Below are 14,708 nucleotides of genomic sequence, written 5' to 3' on the forward strand. Positions count from 1 at the left end.
CTAGCCGCGTCCCTTCCACGGCACGAGGCGCCGTTCGAGCGCGCGCATGGCGAGGTCAAAGCCCCAGGCAATGAGCCCGATCAGCACGATGCCCATCACCACGACGTCGGTGCGCAGGAAGCTCGACGCGTTGAGCACCATCTGGCCGAGGCCCGCCGTCGCGGCGACCATCTCGGCGGCCACGAGCGTAGTCCAGCCGAAGCCGATGGCGATGCGCAGGCCCGTGAGGATCTCCGGCAGCGCGGCGGGCAGCACGACGAAGCGCACGATCTGCGCGAGGCTGCCGCCCAGCGACGCCGCCGCGCGGATCTGCTCGACGCTCGCGCTCTTCGCGCCGGCGCGCGCGGCCATGGCGATGGGCGCGAAACAGGCGAGCCAGATCACGACGATCTTGGCCGTTTCGTCGATGCCGAACCAGATCACCACGAGCGGCAGGTAGGCAAGCGGCGGCAGCGGCCGGTAGAACTCGAGCGGCGGATCGAGCAGGCCGCGCGCGATGCGCGAGACGCCCATCAGAATGCCGACGGGCACGGCCGTCACCACCGCCAGCAAGAACGCACCGAACACGCGCAGCGCGCTCCAGAACAGATGCTCGGAGAGCGGCAGGCCCCCCTGGATGCGGCCGTGCAGCGCGTCCGTGAAGGCTTGCCAGACGGCTTCCGGCGTCGGCAGGAAAAGCGGCGGCAGCCAGTGCAGGTGCGTCGCGAGCCACCAGAGCAGCGCGAGCGCCGCCACCGACGCCGCGCTCAGCGCCGCCGTAGGGCCTTCGCCGGGCATGCGCCAGACTTTGGAGCGCGCCGCTTGCGCCGCGTGCGCCTCGTCAGTGCGGGGCAGCGCGCGGGCCGCTTTAAGCGCGACTTCTCTCAACGATTCGTGCGACACGCTCATACCGGCTCCTCGTGTACGTGAGCGCCCGCGTCTGCATGCAGCAATTCCACCAGCCGCTCGCGCCACGCGATGAACTCCGGCGACGACTTCACGGCGCGCGCGTCACGCGTGGCGAGATACTGGCGCGCGAACGGCACCTCGTACTCGCGCTCGATGCGGCCCGGGCCCGGCGTCATGACGACGATGCGCGTCGCCAGAAAGAGCGCCTCCTCCACGCTGTGCGTGATGAAGAACACCGTCTTCTGCGTGCGCGCCCAGACGTCGAGCACGAGCGTCTGGACCTGCTCGCGCGTCATGGCGTCGAGGGCGCCCATCGGCTCGTCCATCAGCAGGATCTGCGGATCGCTCGCGAGCGCGCGCGCAATGCCCACGCGCTGCTGCATGCCGCCCGAGAGCGCATACACGCGTTCGCGCGCCTGGGCTTCCAGGCCCACGAGCGCAAGCTGCTCGCGCGCGATGCGCTCGCGCTGCGCCTTCGGCACGCGCCGAAAGCGCAAGCCGAGCGCGACGTTATCCAGCACGTCGAGCCACGGCAGGAGCGCGTGCTTCTGGAACACCACGCCGCGCTCGGCGCCCGGCCCCTCCACGCGCGCGCCGTTCACGCGCACCTCGCCAAGCGCCGGCTCGATGAAGCCCGCGATGCAGTTGAGCAACGTGGTCTTGCCACAGCCCGAAGCGCCGAGCGCCACGACGAACTCGCCGCTCGCCACGTCGAGGTTCACGTTCGCGAGCGCGACGTTCGGCGCAGCGTCACGTCGAGCGCCTTCGTAGATGACGGTGAGATCGCGGATCTCGAGCGCGCTCATGGGTTGCTCCTTGCGTTCAATGCGCAGCGGCGCGCTGCACGTACTGCGGATCGACGCCTACCGAATAGTCGGGCAGCACGTTCTGGATCGTGCCTTGCTCCTTGAGGAAGGCCGCCGTGGCGAGCAGCGACTGCGCCGCCCCCGACTGCGCGCCACCGCCCAGCCAGGTCTTCGAGGCCTGCTCGGCGGGCGTGGGGAACGCGTAGAGCGCGAGGCTCGCGGGCACTTCGGCGGCATTCGCACCCGACTCTTTCGCCACCGCCAGCACCTGCGGCGAAGCCGCGTTCCATGCCGTGCGATGCGCGCCGTAATCGGCGTCGGCGGCGGCCAGCACCTTCACGAACCTGGCGACGAAATCGCCGTTGTCCTTCGCGAACTTGCGATCGACCACGAAGCCGTCGAAGGTCGCCTTGCCCGTGGCCTTCGCCACCTGGCCCGAAGTCACCAGCACTTTGCCGTTCTTCTTCACCTGCGCGAGCACGGGGTCCCAGATGTAGGTCGCGTCGATGTTGCCGCGCTGCCAGGCGGCCGCGACCTCGGGCGGACGCAGGTTGACGATCTTCACGTCGGCGGGATTCACGCCCGCGTTCTGCAGCGCGACGAGCGCGTGAAAGTGCGAGGTCGAGACATACGGCACGCCGATCGTCTTGCCCTTCAGACCCGCGATGCTCGTCACGCCCGAACCGTCGCGCGCGACGAGCGCTTCGGCGTCGTTGATGTTGTCGAGAATCCAGAAGAGCGAGAGATCCACGCCCTGCGAGAGGCCCGCCGCAATCGGGCTCGAACCGGCTTCGCCGAGCTGCACCGAGCCCGAGGCGAGCGCGCGGATCACATCGGCGCCGCTCGCGAGCTTGCGGTAGGTGACCTTGTAGCCCGTTTCCTTCTCGACTTCGCCGGTTGCCTGCGCGTAGCGCCACGGCACCACCATGTCCTGATACGCGATCACGACCTCGCGCGTTTCGGCGTGCGCGCGCGGCGCGCCGAACGCGCTAGCGAGGCAGGCGGCGGCGAATGCGACGGCGGCGATGTGCGGGCGGCGTGCGAATGCAGGGATAGCGCGAGGGTTCATCGGGAGACTCCGGCGAAACGACGTTCGAGTGAATGAAGGTTCCGACTATAGGGAGTCTGGCGGCGGCCGGTTCTAACTTATCCGCGTTAGCTAATGACGCTGCTGGAGCATTGCTTTTCGCGTTGAGGTGGATGGTGCGGGAATCGATGCATGCATCGCGCTGTTCGAGCGCGGCGCGACGCAAAAAAGCAAAAAGCCCGCTTTTCAGCGGGCTTTTCGATTGCGTGCTTGCGAGAAGGGCGGAATTGTTTAAACCACCCCTGCCCCATGCGCCTGCAGATCGGCGTGATAGCTCGAACGCACCATCGCGCCAACGGCCGCGTGCGTGAAGCCCATCTTGGACGCCTCTTCCCCGTACATCTTGAAGGTGTCGGGATGCACATACGAACGCACTGGCAGATGGTGCTCCGAAGGCTGCAGGTACTGGCCGATCGTCAGCATGTCGACATCGTGCGCGCGCAGGTCGCGCATCACCTGAAGAATTTCTTCTTCGGTTTCGCCGAGGCCCACCATCAGGCCCGACTTCGTCGCGACTTCGGGATGCAGCGCCTTGAAGTCCTTGAGCAGCTTGAGCGAGTGCGCGTAATCCGAACCCGGGCGCGCTTCCTTGTAGAGGCGCGGCACCGTTTCGAGATTGTGGTTCATCACATCGGGCGGCGCGGCATTGAGGATCTGCAGCGCGCGATCCAGACGGCCGCGGAAGTCCGGCGTGAGAATCTCGATACGCGTTTCGGGCGATTGCTCGCGCACCTGACGGATGCACTCCACGAAGTGGCCGGCGCCGCCGTCACGGAGGTCGTCGCGGTCCACACTCGTGATCACGACGTACTTGAGCTTGAGCGCGCCGATCGTGCGCGCGAGGTTCGCCGGCTCATCCGGATCGAGCGGATCGGGGCGGCCGTGGCCCACATCGCAGAACGGGCAGCGGCGCGTGCACTTGTCGCCCATGATCATGAAGGTCGCGGTGCCCTTGCCGAAGCATTCGCCGATGTTCGGGCAGCTCGCTTCCTCGCACACCGTGTGCAGGTTGTGCTCCCGCAGGATGTTCTTGATTTCGTAGAAGCGCGAGTTGCCCGTGGCCGCCTTCACGCGGATCCACTCGGGCTTCTTCAGCTTCTCGATGGGAATGACCTTGATCGGAATGCGCGAGGTCTTGGCCTGCGCCTTCTGTTTTGCGGTGGCGTCGTAGGCAACGGCGTCGGCGCTCGTGCCAGCGGGGTTTGCGGCGGGGTTCGCGGTTACGTCAGTCATGCTTTCGATCCAGTCAGGCCGCCGGTGCAACGCCAGCCTGCGGTTGCGGCGGTTGCCCGCCTGATACGGCCGCTTCGGCCGGGTCCATCGCGGCCGCGTAAGCGGCCGCTTCCTTTTCAGCCGCCTCTGCGACCGGGTGCGTTCCGGCCGCTTCGGCTGAAGGGTCTGTGGCAGCCGCTTCGGCTACCGCGAGAAGTGTTGCTGCGTGCGCCGCGAGATTCGCCTCGAGCCGCGCCGCCAGCGTGGCGGCGACTTCGCGCCAGTCCGCCCGGACGCCAAGCGTGGCCATATCGACGGTTTCGAGACCGGCGTATCCACACGGATTGATCGCCAGAAATGGGTTCAGATCCATCGACACGTTCAGGCTCACGCCGTGATAGCTGCAGCCGTTGCGGATCTTCAGGCCGAGGGCGGCGACTTTCGCGCCCGGGTGCGCGGCGCTCGCGCCGCTGGCGCCTTCTGGCACGTAAATGCCGGGCGCGCCGGCCTTGCGCTCGCCCGCGAGATTATACGCCGCCAGTGTTTCGATCACGGCGTCCTCGATGAGCGTGACGAGCTCGCGCACCATCAGCTTGCGGCGCCGCAGGTCGAGCAGCAGGTAGGCCACCACCTGGCCCGGCCCGTGATACGTGATCTGCCCGCCGCGATCGATCTGTACGAGCGGGATGCCGCTGTTCGCCACCAGCAGATGCTCAGGCTTACCGGCCTGGCCGAGCGTGAACACGGGCGGATGCTCGACGAGCCAGATTTCATCGGGCGTATTGGCGTCACGGGCGGCCGTGAACTCGCGCATGGCGTCAAAGCTTGCTTGATAAGCCTCGTTGCCGCGCCAGCGCACGACGATGGACGAACTTGCCGTTCGAGACGCGACCGCGGCCGCGCCGGGGTCGGAATGAATTTGCGAGGGTGAAACCGGGGTGGCGCACATGATTTCGGGAGTTTACCGAATTCGGGGCGAGCGCGCCGGGCATGCTGCGGACAACGGCGGCGATGGGTGGCTTTCCCATCGTCGCCGCTTTCGAGTGACGAGCCGTCAGGTCAAACCGTGCGCCAGCCGTCGCCGATGTGAACGCCTGCGCGCTGTGCGGCGCGCGCGGCCAGGTCGACCACGCGCTCACTCAGGCGCGCCGGCGCGGCGAACCCCACCCACGCGGGCGCGCCGCCTTCCGCGCCGATCCACAGGCGCTCGCCGCGCCGCAGCCGCATCGTGTGGCCGGGTTCGAGCCAGTAGTCGGCCGTGTCGTCGCTGCGCGTGACCCAGACGGTGCCGCACTTCACGCTCAGCCGCGTGCTGCGTGCGACGCGCACTGAAGCCGTTTGGCCGGCCGCCACCTCAAACGTGATATCCGAAGAAATTTCTCTCATTTTCCACTCCGAATGACCTGCTTCGATAGCTACAATCGTAGACACCATAAGGGGTCGAGCAAAACGATCAATTTTCACGCCTATGTGAGAAAAAATACGATATGGATCTGCGCCAGCTACCCGCGCTGAATGCGCTCAAGGCCTTCGAAGCCGCCGCCCGCCACGAAAGCTTCTCGCGCGCCGCCGACGAACTCTTCGTCACGCACGGCGCCGTGAGCCACCAGATTCGCGCGCTCGAAGCGGAACTGGGCGTGGCGCTCTTCGCCCGCGACGGCAAACGCGTGCGCGTGACCGACACCGGCCGCCGCTACGCCGGCCAGGTGCGCGACGCGCTCAGCCAGCTCGCGCACGCCACCCAGGAAATCCGCGCCGGCGACCGCGACCGGCGGCTCGTCGTTTCGATGCTGTCGTCGTTCGCGGCGCGCTGGGTCACGCCGCGCATCGGCCGCTTCATCGAGGCGCATCCGCAGTGGGACGTCGAGTTGCAATCGACGAATTCGCTCACCGACTTCGCGCGCGACGACGTCGATGTCGCCATCCGCTTCGGCTACGGGCACTATCCGGGGCTGCACGCCGAACTGCTGCTCGACGAAATCTTCTTTCCCGCCTGCTCGCCCGAATTCAACGGCGGCAATCTGCCCACCGATCCACACGAACTCGCGAAGCTGCCGCTACTGCGCTCGGACGACGAACTGTGGCGGCCGTGGTTCGACGCCGCTGGCCTCCAGGACCTGCCCGAGCCGAAGCGCGGCGTGCTTTACCAGGATTCGTCGAACCTTTTGCAGGCGGCGATGGACGGCCAGGGCATCGCGCTCGTGCGCCGCTCGCTCGCCATGCACGAGATCACACGCGGGCGCCTCGTGCGCCTTTTCAAGGACATCGACGGACCGAGCCCGTGGCGCTACTACTTCATCTGCCCGCCGCAACGCATGCAGACCGAGCGCGTGCAGGCGTTCCGCGACTGGGTGTTCGACGAGGTCGCGCGCTTTCGACGGCTTTACGAGGACGCTTGCGAAGCCGGTCCGCTGATGACGGCCGCCGCCGCGGCGCAGCGCGCGCGCATCGGCGACATGCCCTGACGTCCACCTGGACGCCAGAAGCGGCGCACGATGCAAAAAGGGCCGCACATTGCGGCCCTTTTCGTTCGAACGCCTTCTGCTCGCTTACAGCACGATCTTCACCATCGGATGCCCGGTGAGGGCGCGATAGATGTCGTCGAGATGCGCCTGGCTCGTGGCGCGCACCGTCACGGTGAGGCCCGTGTAGTTGCCGCCGCTCGACGGACGCGTCTCGATGGTCGTGGCGTCGAAGCCGGCGTCGAATTCGCGCAGCACCGTCACGATGGTGTCCTGGAATTCCGGATGCGTCTTGCCCATCACCTTGATCGGGAAGTCGCAGGGGAATTCGATCAGCGATTCTTTCGCAGCGGGGGGGGTTGCCTGTTGTGTCACGTTCATTTCTCCACTTCCTGTAGCTCGGCAACTGCTGCACGCAATGCCTGCGCCTCGCGTTGCTTCGCGCGCTGGTACGCCGCGTGAAGCGCCGCATAGACCGGCCCCGGCTTGCCGCCGCCTACCGGCTTGCCGTCGAGCGCGACGACCGCCAGCACTTCCTTCGTTGCCGAGGTCACGAGAATCTCGTCCGCCTCGCGCAGTTCGGCTTCGGCGATCTCTCGCGCTTCGAAGCGCACGCCGCACTCCCCGGCCAGCTCCTCGACCAGGCCGTAGCGAATGCCTTCGAGAATGCGGTTGCTGCGCGGCGGCGCAAAGAGCGCGCCGCCCTTCACGACCCACACGTTCGACGAGGACGCTTCGGTGAGCCAGCCGTCGCGCAGCTGGATCGTTTCGAACGCGTCGTTTTCCGCCGCGTGCTGCGCCATCAGCACGTTGCCGAGCAGCGAGGTCGACTTGATGTCGCAATTGAGCCAGCGCTTGTCTTCAGCCGTCACACAGCGCACGCCTTGTTCGCGCTGTGCAACGCCCGGCAGCTTGAGCGGATTGACCATCGCGAACACGGTGGGTGTGGCCGCCGCCGGGAAGGCGTGGCCGCGCGGCGCCACGCCGCGCGTCACCTGCACGTAGAAGTTGGCGTGGGCATCGCGCGCGAGCGCACCCGCCGCTTCGTTCGCCTCGACGAGACGCGCGAGGAGCGCGCGCCAGCCTGCTTCGTCGAACGGATTCGCGATGCCGACCTTCTCGAGCGAGCGCTTGAGCCGCGCGAGATGCTGCGCGATGCGAAACGGCACGCGCACCGTGCCTTCATCATCGGCGAGCGCATAGACGGGCACGACTTCGTAAATGCCGTCGCCGAAGATGAAGCCGCGATCGAGCACGGGAATGCGTGCTTCGGAAAGCGGCGTGATCTCGCCGTTGAGCCAGACGAGCGGCTCGGCCGCCTGCGTCGCTGAAGCGGACGTCATGACTTCTTCTTGTTGACCATGAGCATGAGCGAATCCCACACGCGGCCGACGACACCGGCCTGCGGCACGGCTTCGAGCGCGACGAGCGGAACCTGCGCCAGCACCTTGCCGTCCGCACCCACGAACTTCGCCGAACCGACCTGCTGGCCAACGGCGAGCGGCGCGATCAGCGGGCTGCTGAGTTCGACCTGCGGCTTGGCCTTCTCGGCGGCGCCCTTGGGCAGCGTGACGAACTGATCCTTCTGCACGCCGACCTTCACGGCGTCGAGCGTGCCCTTGTAGATGCGCGGCGTCGCCACGGCCTGGTTCGCCTGATAGATGCGCGTGGTGTCGTATGCGCTATAGCCGTAGTTCAGCATTTTCAGGCTGTCCTGCACGCGGTCGTGTTCCTTCGGCTCGCCCATCATCACCGAAACGAGACGGCGGGAGGCGCCGCCCGCGATCGGACGCTTGGCCGATGCGATCAGGCAGTAACCCGCAGCTTCGGTGTGGCCGGTCTTCAGACCGTCGACGGTCGGGTCGATCCACAGCAGGCGATTGCGGTTCGGCTGCTTGATGTTGTTGTACTTGAATTCCTTGACCGAGAAGATTTCGTAGTACTCGGGATAGTCGCGGATCAGGCGCGCGGAGAGCCTGGCGAGGTCGCCGGCCGTCGTGTAGTGATTCGGGTCGGGCATGCCGTTCACGTCGGCGAAATGCGTGTGCGTCATGCCGAGCTTTTGCGCCTCGGCATTCATCATGTTGGTGAAGTTCGCCTCGCTGCCGCCCACGAGTTCGGCGAGCGCGATGGCCGCGTCGTTGCCCGACTGCACGATCATGCCGTACACGAGGTCATGCACCGAGACCGGCTTGTTGGCTTCGATGAACATGCGCGACTCGTCGTTCTTCACGCGGCGCACGGCTTCGCTCGGCTCGATGATCTGGTCCATCGAGATCTTCTTGCTCTGCAGCGCCTCGAACACGAGGTACGCGGTCATGAGCTTCGTGAGCGATGCGGGCTCGACGCGCTCATCGGCGTTGCCGGAGGCGAGCACCTGGTTCGCGGTGGCGTCGACGAGCACCCACGAGCGCGCGTTCACGCCGGGCGGCGGCAGGCCGCCAAGCACCTGGTCTGCGGCCGCGCCGGCAGACACCTGCGCCTGCGGCTGTGCCTGCACTTTCGCGCCGGCGGGTGCGGGCGTGCGGGCAAACGCGCTCGCGCTCACGAGAAGTGTGGCGGGCAGCAGCGTTGCGAGCGTGACATTGCGGACGACGGAGGAAGGAACGAAAGAAGACGGTTGGCCGGAGGAGAGAAAACGCATAGGTTCAGGTCGGGCTGAATTGGGACGGGATGAACGTAGCGCGCCATGCGGCGCACGGTCGGTGAAAGCCGGAATGCGGGTGCCGTGCATGCGCCGGTCGCGGCGCAGCAAGCACAAAATTGGCGAACATTATACGCGTCACGTCGTGGCGAATTTTCGCTAAGTCACACGTTTGCGCGTACCTGTCGTGCATTTTTCACGCATTTCTGCCGACATACGCGAGGTGACGAAGGGCTAGCATCGGGCCCCGAAACTGTGGGGCCGACGCTTCAGCGCCACGCTTCGACGATGATGCGCTTGAGGATATGCAGCTTGCGGTGCAGGAAATGTTCTGCCCCCGGAATCACGACGACCGGCAATTCCTGCGGACGCGCCCATTCATACACCGAGAGAATCGGCACGGTGTCGTCGAGCTCGCCGTGGATCACCAGCGTGTCGTCGCGCACGGGCGCGACTTCCCAGCGGCTCGCAGCCGTGCCGACGAACACCATGCGCTCGATCGCACCGCCCGCTTCGAGGTAGCGCTTCGCGACGTGCGAGAGCACGAAGGTGCCGAACGAAAAGCCCGCGAGCACGAGCGGCACGTCGGCGTGGCCCGGTTGCGCGCGCATGTAGGCGATGAGTGCGAGCAGATCGTCCTGTTCGCCGATGCCGTTGTCGTGCGTGCCCGCCGTTTCGCCCACGCCGCGAAAGTTCGAGCGATAGGTCGTGTAGCCGAGTTGCACGAGCGTGCGCGCGAGCGTTTGCGCAACCTTGTTGTCCATCGTGCCGCCAAAGAGCGGATGCGGATGCGCGACGAGTGCAATGCCGCGCGGCGTCGTGCCGGCGTCGGGCACGTCGAGCGCGCACTCGATCTTGCCGACGGGACCGTCGATCTGAAATTTTTGTGTCTGGGCGTTCATCGTGCGGCAGTCCTTACGGGTACTGTTTGGCCGTGCATTGGAGCAATCAGCGATCGATTTTCAGGCGCTCGACCACCTGGCCGTTCTGCAGATGCGAGACGACGATTTCGTCGATGTCGCTCTCGTCGATATACGTGTACCACGTGCCTTCCGGATACACGACGACGGCCGGGCCCTCCTCGCAGCGATCGAGACAGCCCGCCTTGTTGATGCGCACCTGGCCGGGACCGGCGAGGCCCAGCTGCTTCACGCGCTTCTTCGCGTACTCCTGCATGGCCTGTGCGTTGCAATTCGCGCAGCTCGGGCGGTCCGCGCCGGGGTCGCGCTGGTTCAGGCAGAAAAAGACGTGGTACTTGTAGAACGAATCGGTCATGGCGTGGGGCACCGGTGAGTGTCGCGCAGTGAGCGCGGGCTTGCTGAAAGCGTGTGGCCCGCCTTGGCGGCAATACATTGCGTGGCGCGCGAGCGTGGCTGCGCGGCGATCCGGTCGATTATAGCGAGCGCGGCGTGAACGCTCTTGCGAGCGCCGCGCGCCCTCACCGGTCGTGGCGAGCGCGCTTCGCGGCCCGGCGCGCTCGCCGCACGAGCCACGCGCGTTCGAGCGAGAACGCCGTCCATGCGAGCGCGGCCCAGGGCCACGTCCACGCGAGCCAGCGCGCGAGGCCGTTGAAGTGCAGGTAGCGGCCCTGGCGCCAGTCCGCGAGCACGACGTCGAAATACGGATTCACGGGCAGCACATTCACGAACACGAGGGCCGCCGCGAGTGCGAGCGTCGCCGCCGCGGCGCGCACGACGCGCGGCAGACGCAAGGCGAGAAACGCGAGCAGCGTGCCCCACACGAGGCCCGCGAGCGCCCCCGGCGTCGCCCAGTCGAAAATCAGGCCGCTTTGCGACTGCAGAAAGGTCGCGCCTACCTTGACGACGAGTGTCACCGCAATCAGCGCAATGACGAGCCGCGCGCGCGGCGCCCGCGAGCGCATGGGGAGCGTCGCGAACGCCGCCGCGCCGAACAGGTTCAGCGTCGTAACGATCGCTTCCCAGCCGCTATCGGGCAGGCGCGCGGCGAGCATGTCGGGCAGCGAGCGCAGATGCCAGGCGGCAGGCGTCCAGGCGAGCACAGCGTCCTGCATCGAGACGTCGAGGCGCTGCCAGAGCGCACGCGCCCACTCGCCCAAGCCGAAGAGGCGCGGCGTGGGATACATCGTCGCGAACGGCCAAAGCCCCGCGAGCACCATCAGCACGGCCGCGTCGCGCTCGAACCAGCGAAAGCGCAGGCGGCGCAGGAAGCCGCGCTCAAGCAGCGCGCCGGTGGCGGGCGCCGCCACGAGCGCGCCGAGCAATGCGCCGAGCGCGTTCGAGGCGAGATCGAGATTGGACGCCACGCGCGTGGGCAGCCAGGTCTGCACGGCCTCCATGACGCCCGAGAGCAGCGTGCCCGCAATGGCGGCGAGCAACACGGCGAGCCAACCGCGCCAGCGGGGCCACGCGGCGAGCACGACGAGCGCGCCGAACGGCATGTAGCCGAGCACGTTGGTGACGATGTCGAACACCGTCCAGTAGCGTGGCCACGGATCGCCCAGATAGGCGAAGGGACTGAGGCCGAGCGAGCGCCAGCCAGTGAACGGATACCACGAGCCGTAGACGATCAGCGCGGTGTAGAGCGCGAGTGCCTGGCGCGAGAGCGTCGAGGCCTGGCGCGGCAGCGGCTCGCGTGCGGCGGCAGGCGATGGCGCTGGCGCTGACGCTGACGACGCGGGCGTGTCGCCGCTGGCGATCGCACCGCGTTCGTCGCCAGCGCCCTGGCCGTTGCTTTGGCCACCGCTTTGACCACCCTCGTCGCCGTCCATCCCGCGCCGCCCGCCGTGCGGGGCGCGCAGCCGGAGCCGTCCCGCTTCGATCATCCGCTATCCCGCCCTTGCCCCCGATGTCACGCCGCACATCGCAATCGCGCGACGCCTCTCTATATCCCTCAAGGCGTGCCCGCGAACGACTGCGTGCTCAGCCACGCGCCCACTTGATTGGCGAAATCGTCACTGGCCGCCTGCAGCGCACGCACGCCGCCCGCGGCGTCGGGCGTGGGCGCCGGCGCGCGCGTGGCGAACGAGCGCTGCGCCAGCACCCTGCCGCCCTGCATGAGCGTTGCGCGCGCAGCCAGCACGCCCGCGCTTTGCGTCGGGCTCTCGAACACCTGCTCGAACTCGTACAGCTCGACCTTGAGCATCGGCGCCTGCACGGCGTCACCGCCCGCGAGCACCGTAGCGTGCGCGCCGAGCGACGTGCGCAGACGTTCCGTGAGCAGCCGCGCGGGCGACATCGTCCAGCGGCTGTTCGCGTAGCGCGCCGTGCGCTGCGAGTCGAAATTCATCCGGTAGAGGATGCCGTCGTTATCGAGCGGCGGCGGCGCGCTCACGGCCAGCACCTTCAAGAGCGGCCTGGCACCCGGCGCGCCGGGCGCCGCCGGGGCGGCCTGGGCGCCAGGCGCTTCCTGCGACGACTGCAGGCCGAGGTCGTAGCGAGCCTCGTTGATCGCCGGATTGCTCGCACAGGCGGCGAGGAGCGCACCGAGCGCGAGCGCCGCCAGCCAGGCTGAGCCGGCCGCTGCAGCGCGTTGCATCGATGGTGGCAGGCGTGATGTGCGTGACATTGCGTTTCCTTCTTTGGCGCGCGGCGCATGCGCCGCGCGAAGTGCATCGAATGGTGTCGCGTAGGACCGTCAGGCAGCGGCGCGGCCTACCTCGTCCCCGCAGTAGCCGGCCACGCAAAGCCCGCCTCGCCGGGCCCGGGCGCCGGCTGCGGCGCGCCGCCGAACAGCACGCTGCGCGGGCTCGTGCTGAAGGTGCCCGCCGCGCGGTCCACGGCGCGCATGGCCGAGCGCACATCGTCGGTGAGCGAGTCGACGCGCGGCAGCGTGTCGTAGCCCACGCGCGCCGACAGGTCCTGGATCGAGGTGTCGATCGAGGTGAGCGCCGCGCCGGCCTGGGCCGCCGCCGTGCCGGCCTTGTTGAGGTTGGTCTGGAACGGGCCGTCCGGGCGGTTCATGCTCGTGATCAGCGTGTTGGTCGACTGCAGCGTGTGCTGCAGCTGCGTCACCGCGCCCGGTAGCTGCTTCGTGGCGGGCTGGAGCTGCTCGGCGAGCACGTTCACGCTGCTCGCGGCCTGCTGCAGGCTGTTCACGGCCTGCATCACCTGCTTGCGGTTGTCCTCGGAGAGCATTTCGTCGATGTCACCGGCGATGTTGTCGAGCTTGCGCAGGAGCGCGTCGCCGCGGCGCTGGAGCTGGTCGAGCAAGCCCGGGCGCAGCGGCAGCTCGGCCACGCGCGCTGGCGAAGAATGCAACGGCGAGAGGTCCACGCCGTTGTCGTCGAGCTGCACGAACGCGATGCCCGTCACGCCCTGCAGCGCGAGCGAGCCGAAGGTGGAGCGCGTCATCGGCGCCTTCTGGTCGACGAGAATGCGAATGCGGATCTGGCCCGGATGCTGGGTATCGAACTTGATCGACTGCACCTTGCCCACGTCGATCCCGCGAAACCGCACCGCCGCGTCCGGATAAAGGCCCGTCACGCTCGAGCGCGAAATGAGGTCGTACGGCACGCGCACGGCCCGATCGGCGCTGAAGAAGACGACGACAAGCGCGATCACGATGAGCAGCCCTATCGTGAACATGCCCGCCCAGAACGCATGCGGTTTGTTTTCCATCGTCAGATTCCTTCTTTGGCGGCCGCGGCGCGCCGGTTGAGCCGGTCAGGCCGATCGAGCCGGATAGCGGCGCGCGCGGGCCCTACCACGGCTTGTACCCCACGGCTGCGGGAGCGAGCGCCGCCGGCGGCAGCTTTGCGCGCCGCTCGGGCGGCAGCGCCTGGAGCGCGCGGCGACCGCGCATGCCCAGAAAGTACTCGCGGATGAATGGATGATCGACGCTCGCCGCCTCTTCCACGGGCGCCGCCACGAGCACCCTGCGCTCGGCGAGCACGGCCACGCGCGTGGAGAGCGCGACCATGGCGTCGAGGTCGTGCGTGACGAGCACCACCGTGAGCCCCAACGCCCGGTGGAGCGTGCTGATGAGCTCCACCACTTCGTCGGAGGAGCGCGGGTCGAGCCCGGCCGTGGGTTCGTCGAGAAAGAGCAGCTCCGGCTCCAGCACGATCGCGCGCGCGAGGCCCACGCGCTTGATCATGCCGCCCGAGAGCGCGGCCGGCATTTTTGACGCGTGCTTGCACGGCAGCCCGACCATTTCGAGCTTGAGCATCACGATGTCGCGCAGCAGGCCGGCCGGCACCTTGCCGAGTTCGCGCACGGGCTGCGCGATGTTGTCGAACACCGTGAGCGACGAGAACAGCGCGCCCTGCTGGAACAGCATGCCGGTGCGCGTGCGCATGAGGCGCGCACGCTCGGCGTCGATGGTCGAAATGTTCTCGCCGAACATCTTGATGGTGCCCGAGGTCGGCTTCTCGAGCCCGAGGATCTGGCGCACGAGCGTGGTCTTGCCCGAGCCCGAGCCGCCTACCAGCGTGACGATCTCGCCACGGCGAATTTCCAGGTTCAGATGCTGATGGACGACGTTGCGCCCATAGCGCTTCGAGAGGTTGTGGACCTCGATCACCGGCTCGCCGATGGTCGGCAGCGGCAGATCCTGCGCGACCTCCTTGAGCGGCGTGGTGATCGTGCCGGTCGTTTTCGTCTCGATCGTCGTAACCGTCGTGCCAGTCG

15 protein-coding genes and 1 pseudogene are annotated in these 14,708 nt (G+C 67.6%); 1 reads left to right on the plus strand and 15 read right to left on the minus strand.

What is annotated here, in order from left to right; translation table 11 throughout:
• The 6 genes and pseudogenes from BFD71_RS14905 to BFD71_RS14930 all read right to left on the minus strand — a co-directional run bounded on the left by BFD71_RS14905 (position 1) and on the right by BFD71_RS14930 (position 5,379).
• On the minus strand, positions 1–888 hold the full coding sequence (locus tag BFD71_RS14905; protein ID WP_083245272.1) for an ABC transporter permease subunit: 888 nt from the start codon (positions 886–888) through the stop codon (positions 1–3).
• On the minus strand, positions 885–1,694 hold the full coding sequence (locus BFD71_RS14910) for a taurine ABC transporter ATP-binding protein (protein ID WP_069265076.1): 810 nt from the start codon (positions 1,692–1,694) through the stop codon (positions 885–887). The genes BFD71_RS14905 and BFD71_RS14910 overlap by 4 nt, the downstream gene beginning before the upstream one ends.
• Before the next feature lie 16 nt (positions 1,695–1,710).
• Positions 1,711–2,763, minus strand: a complete 1,053-nt coding sequence (tauA, locus tag BFD71_RS14915; protein WP_069265078.1) for a taurine ABC transporter substrate-binding protein — start codon at positions 2,761–2,763, stop codon at positions 1,711–1,713.
• Between the two features lie 249 nt (positions 2,764–3,012).
• The gene (gene lipA / locus BFD71_RS14920; RefSeq protein ID WP_069265079.1) at positions 3,013–4,014 is read right to left on the minus strand and encodes a lipoyl synthase; all 1,002 of its coding nucleotides are present in this window, start codon (positions 4,012–4,014) and stop codon (positions 3,013–3,015) included.
• Positions 4,015–4,180: 166 nt separating this feature from the next.
• Positions 4,181–4,942 (minus strand): annotated as a pseudogene (gene lipB / locus BFD71_RS14925) (lipoyl(octanoyl) transferase LipB); the annotation flags it as partial.
• Positions 4,943–5,052: 110 nt separating this feature from the next.
• Positions 5,053–5,379: a DUF2917 domain-containing protein gene (locus BFD71_RS14930; protein ID WP_069265084.1), complete on the minus strand. Its 327-nt coding sequence runs from the start codon at positions 5,377–5,379 to the stop codon at positions 5,053–5,055.
• A 101-nt stretch (positions 5,380–5,480) separates the two neighbouring features.
• Between BFD71_RS14930 and BFD71_RS14935 the strand changes: the two genes are divergently transcribed.
• Positions 5,481–6,458, plus strand: coding sequence for a transcriptional regulator GcvA (locus BFD71_RS14935; protein ID WP_069265086.1), 978 nt, complete (start codon positions 5,481–5,483; stop codon positions 6,456–6,458).
• An 84-nt stretch (positions 6,459–6,542) separates the two neighbouring features.
• On the opposite strand, the gene BFD71_RS14940 is transcribed toward BFD71_RS14935, so the two are convergent.
• From BFD71_RS14940 to BFD71_RS14980, 9 genes are all read right to left on the minus strand, one after another.
• Positions 6,543–6,836, minus strand: a complete 294-nt coding sequence (locus tag BFD71_RS14940) for a DUF493 family protein (RefSeq protein WP_069265088.1) — start codon at positions 6,834–6,836, stop codon at positions 6,543–6,545.
• Complete coding sequence (locus BFD71_RS14945) at positions 6,833–7,798, minus strand: D-amino acid aminotransferase (RefSeq protein WP_069265090.1); 966 nt, start codon at positions 7,796–7,798, stop codon at positions 6,833–6,835. Before BFD71_RS14945 ends, BFD71_RS14940 begins: the two co-directional genes overlap by 4 nt.
• Positions 7,795–9,099 (minus strand): D-alanyl-D-alanine carboxypeptidase family protein, encoded by a 1,305-nt coding sequence (locus tag BFD71_RS14950; RefSeq protein ID WP_069265091.1) that lies wholly within the window; start codon positions 9,097–9,099, stop codon positions 7,795–7,797. Before BFD71_RS14950 ends, BFD71_RS14945 begins: the two co-directional genes overlap by 4 nt.
• Before the next feature lie 269 nt (positions 9,100–9,368).
• Complete coding sequence (locus BFD71_RS14955) at positions 9,369–10,001, minus strand: alpha/beta hydrolase (RefSeq protein ID WP_069265093.1); 633 nt, start codon at positions 9,999–10,001, stop codon at positions 9,369–9,371.
• Positions 10,002–10,047: 46 nt separating this feature from the next.
• On the minus strand, positions 10,048–10,374 hold the full coding sequence (locus BFD71_RS14960; protein ID WP_069265095.1) for a (2Fe-2S) ferredoxin domain-containing protein: 327 nt from the start codon (positions 10,372–10,374) through the stop codon (positions 10,048–10,050).
• Positions 10,375–10,537: 163 nt separating this feature from the next.
• Entirely contained in the window at positions 10,538–11,902 is a 1,365-nt protein-coding gene (locus BFD71_RS14965; protein WP_256094728.1) for a VanZ family protein, read from the minus strand.
• Between the two features lie 68 nt (positions 11,903–11,970).
• Positions 11,971–12,645 (minus strand): ABC-type transport auxiliary lipoprotein family protein, encoded by a 675-nt coding sequence (locus tag BFD71_RS14970; RefSeq protein ID WP_083245275.1) that lies wholly within the window; start codon positions 12,643–12,645, stop codon positions 11,971–11,973.
• An 86-nt stretch (positions 12,646–12,731) separates the two neighbouring features.
• Positions 12,732–13,697, minus strand: coding sequence for an MlaD family protein (locus tag BFD71_RS14975; protein WP_069265099.1), 966 nt, complete (start codon positions 13,695–13,697; stop codon positions 12,732–12,734).
• 82 nt (positions 13,698–13,779) lie between these two features.
• Positions 13,780–14,661, minus strand: coding sequence for an ABC transporter ATP-binding protein (locus tag BFD71_RS14980; protein ID WP_069265243.1), 882 nt, complete (start codon positions 14,659–14,661; stop codon positions 13,780–13,782).
• Positions 14,662–14,708 lie beyond the last annotated feature (47 nt).

It is taken from the genome of Paraburkholderia nodosa (assembly GCF_001718195.1).
Lineage (GTDB): Bacteria > Pseudomonadota > Gammaproteobacteria > Burkholderiales > Burkholderiaceae > Paraburkholderia > Paraburkholderia nodosa_A.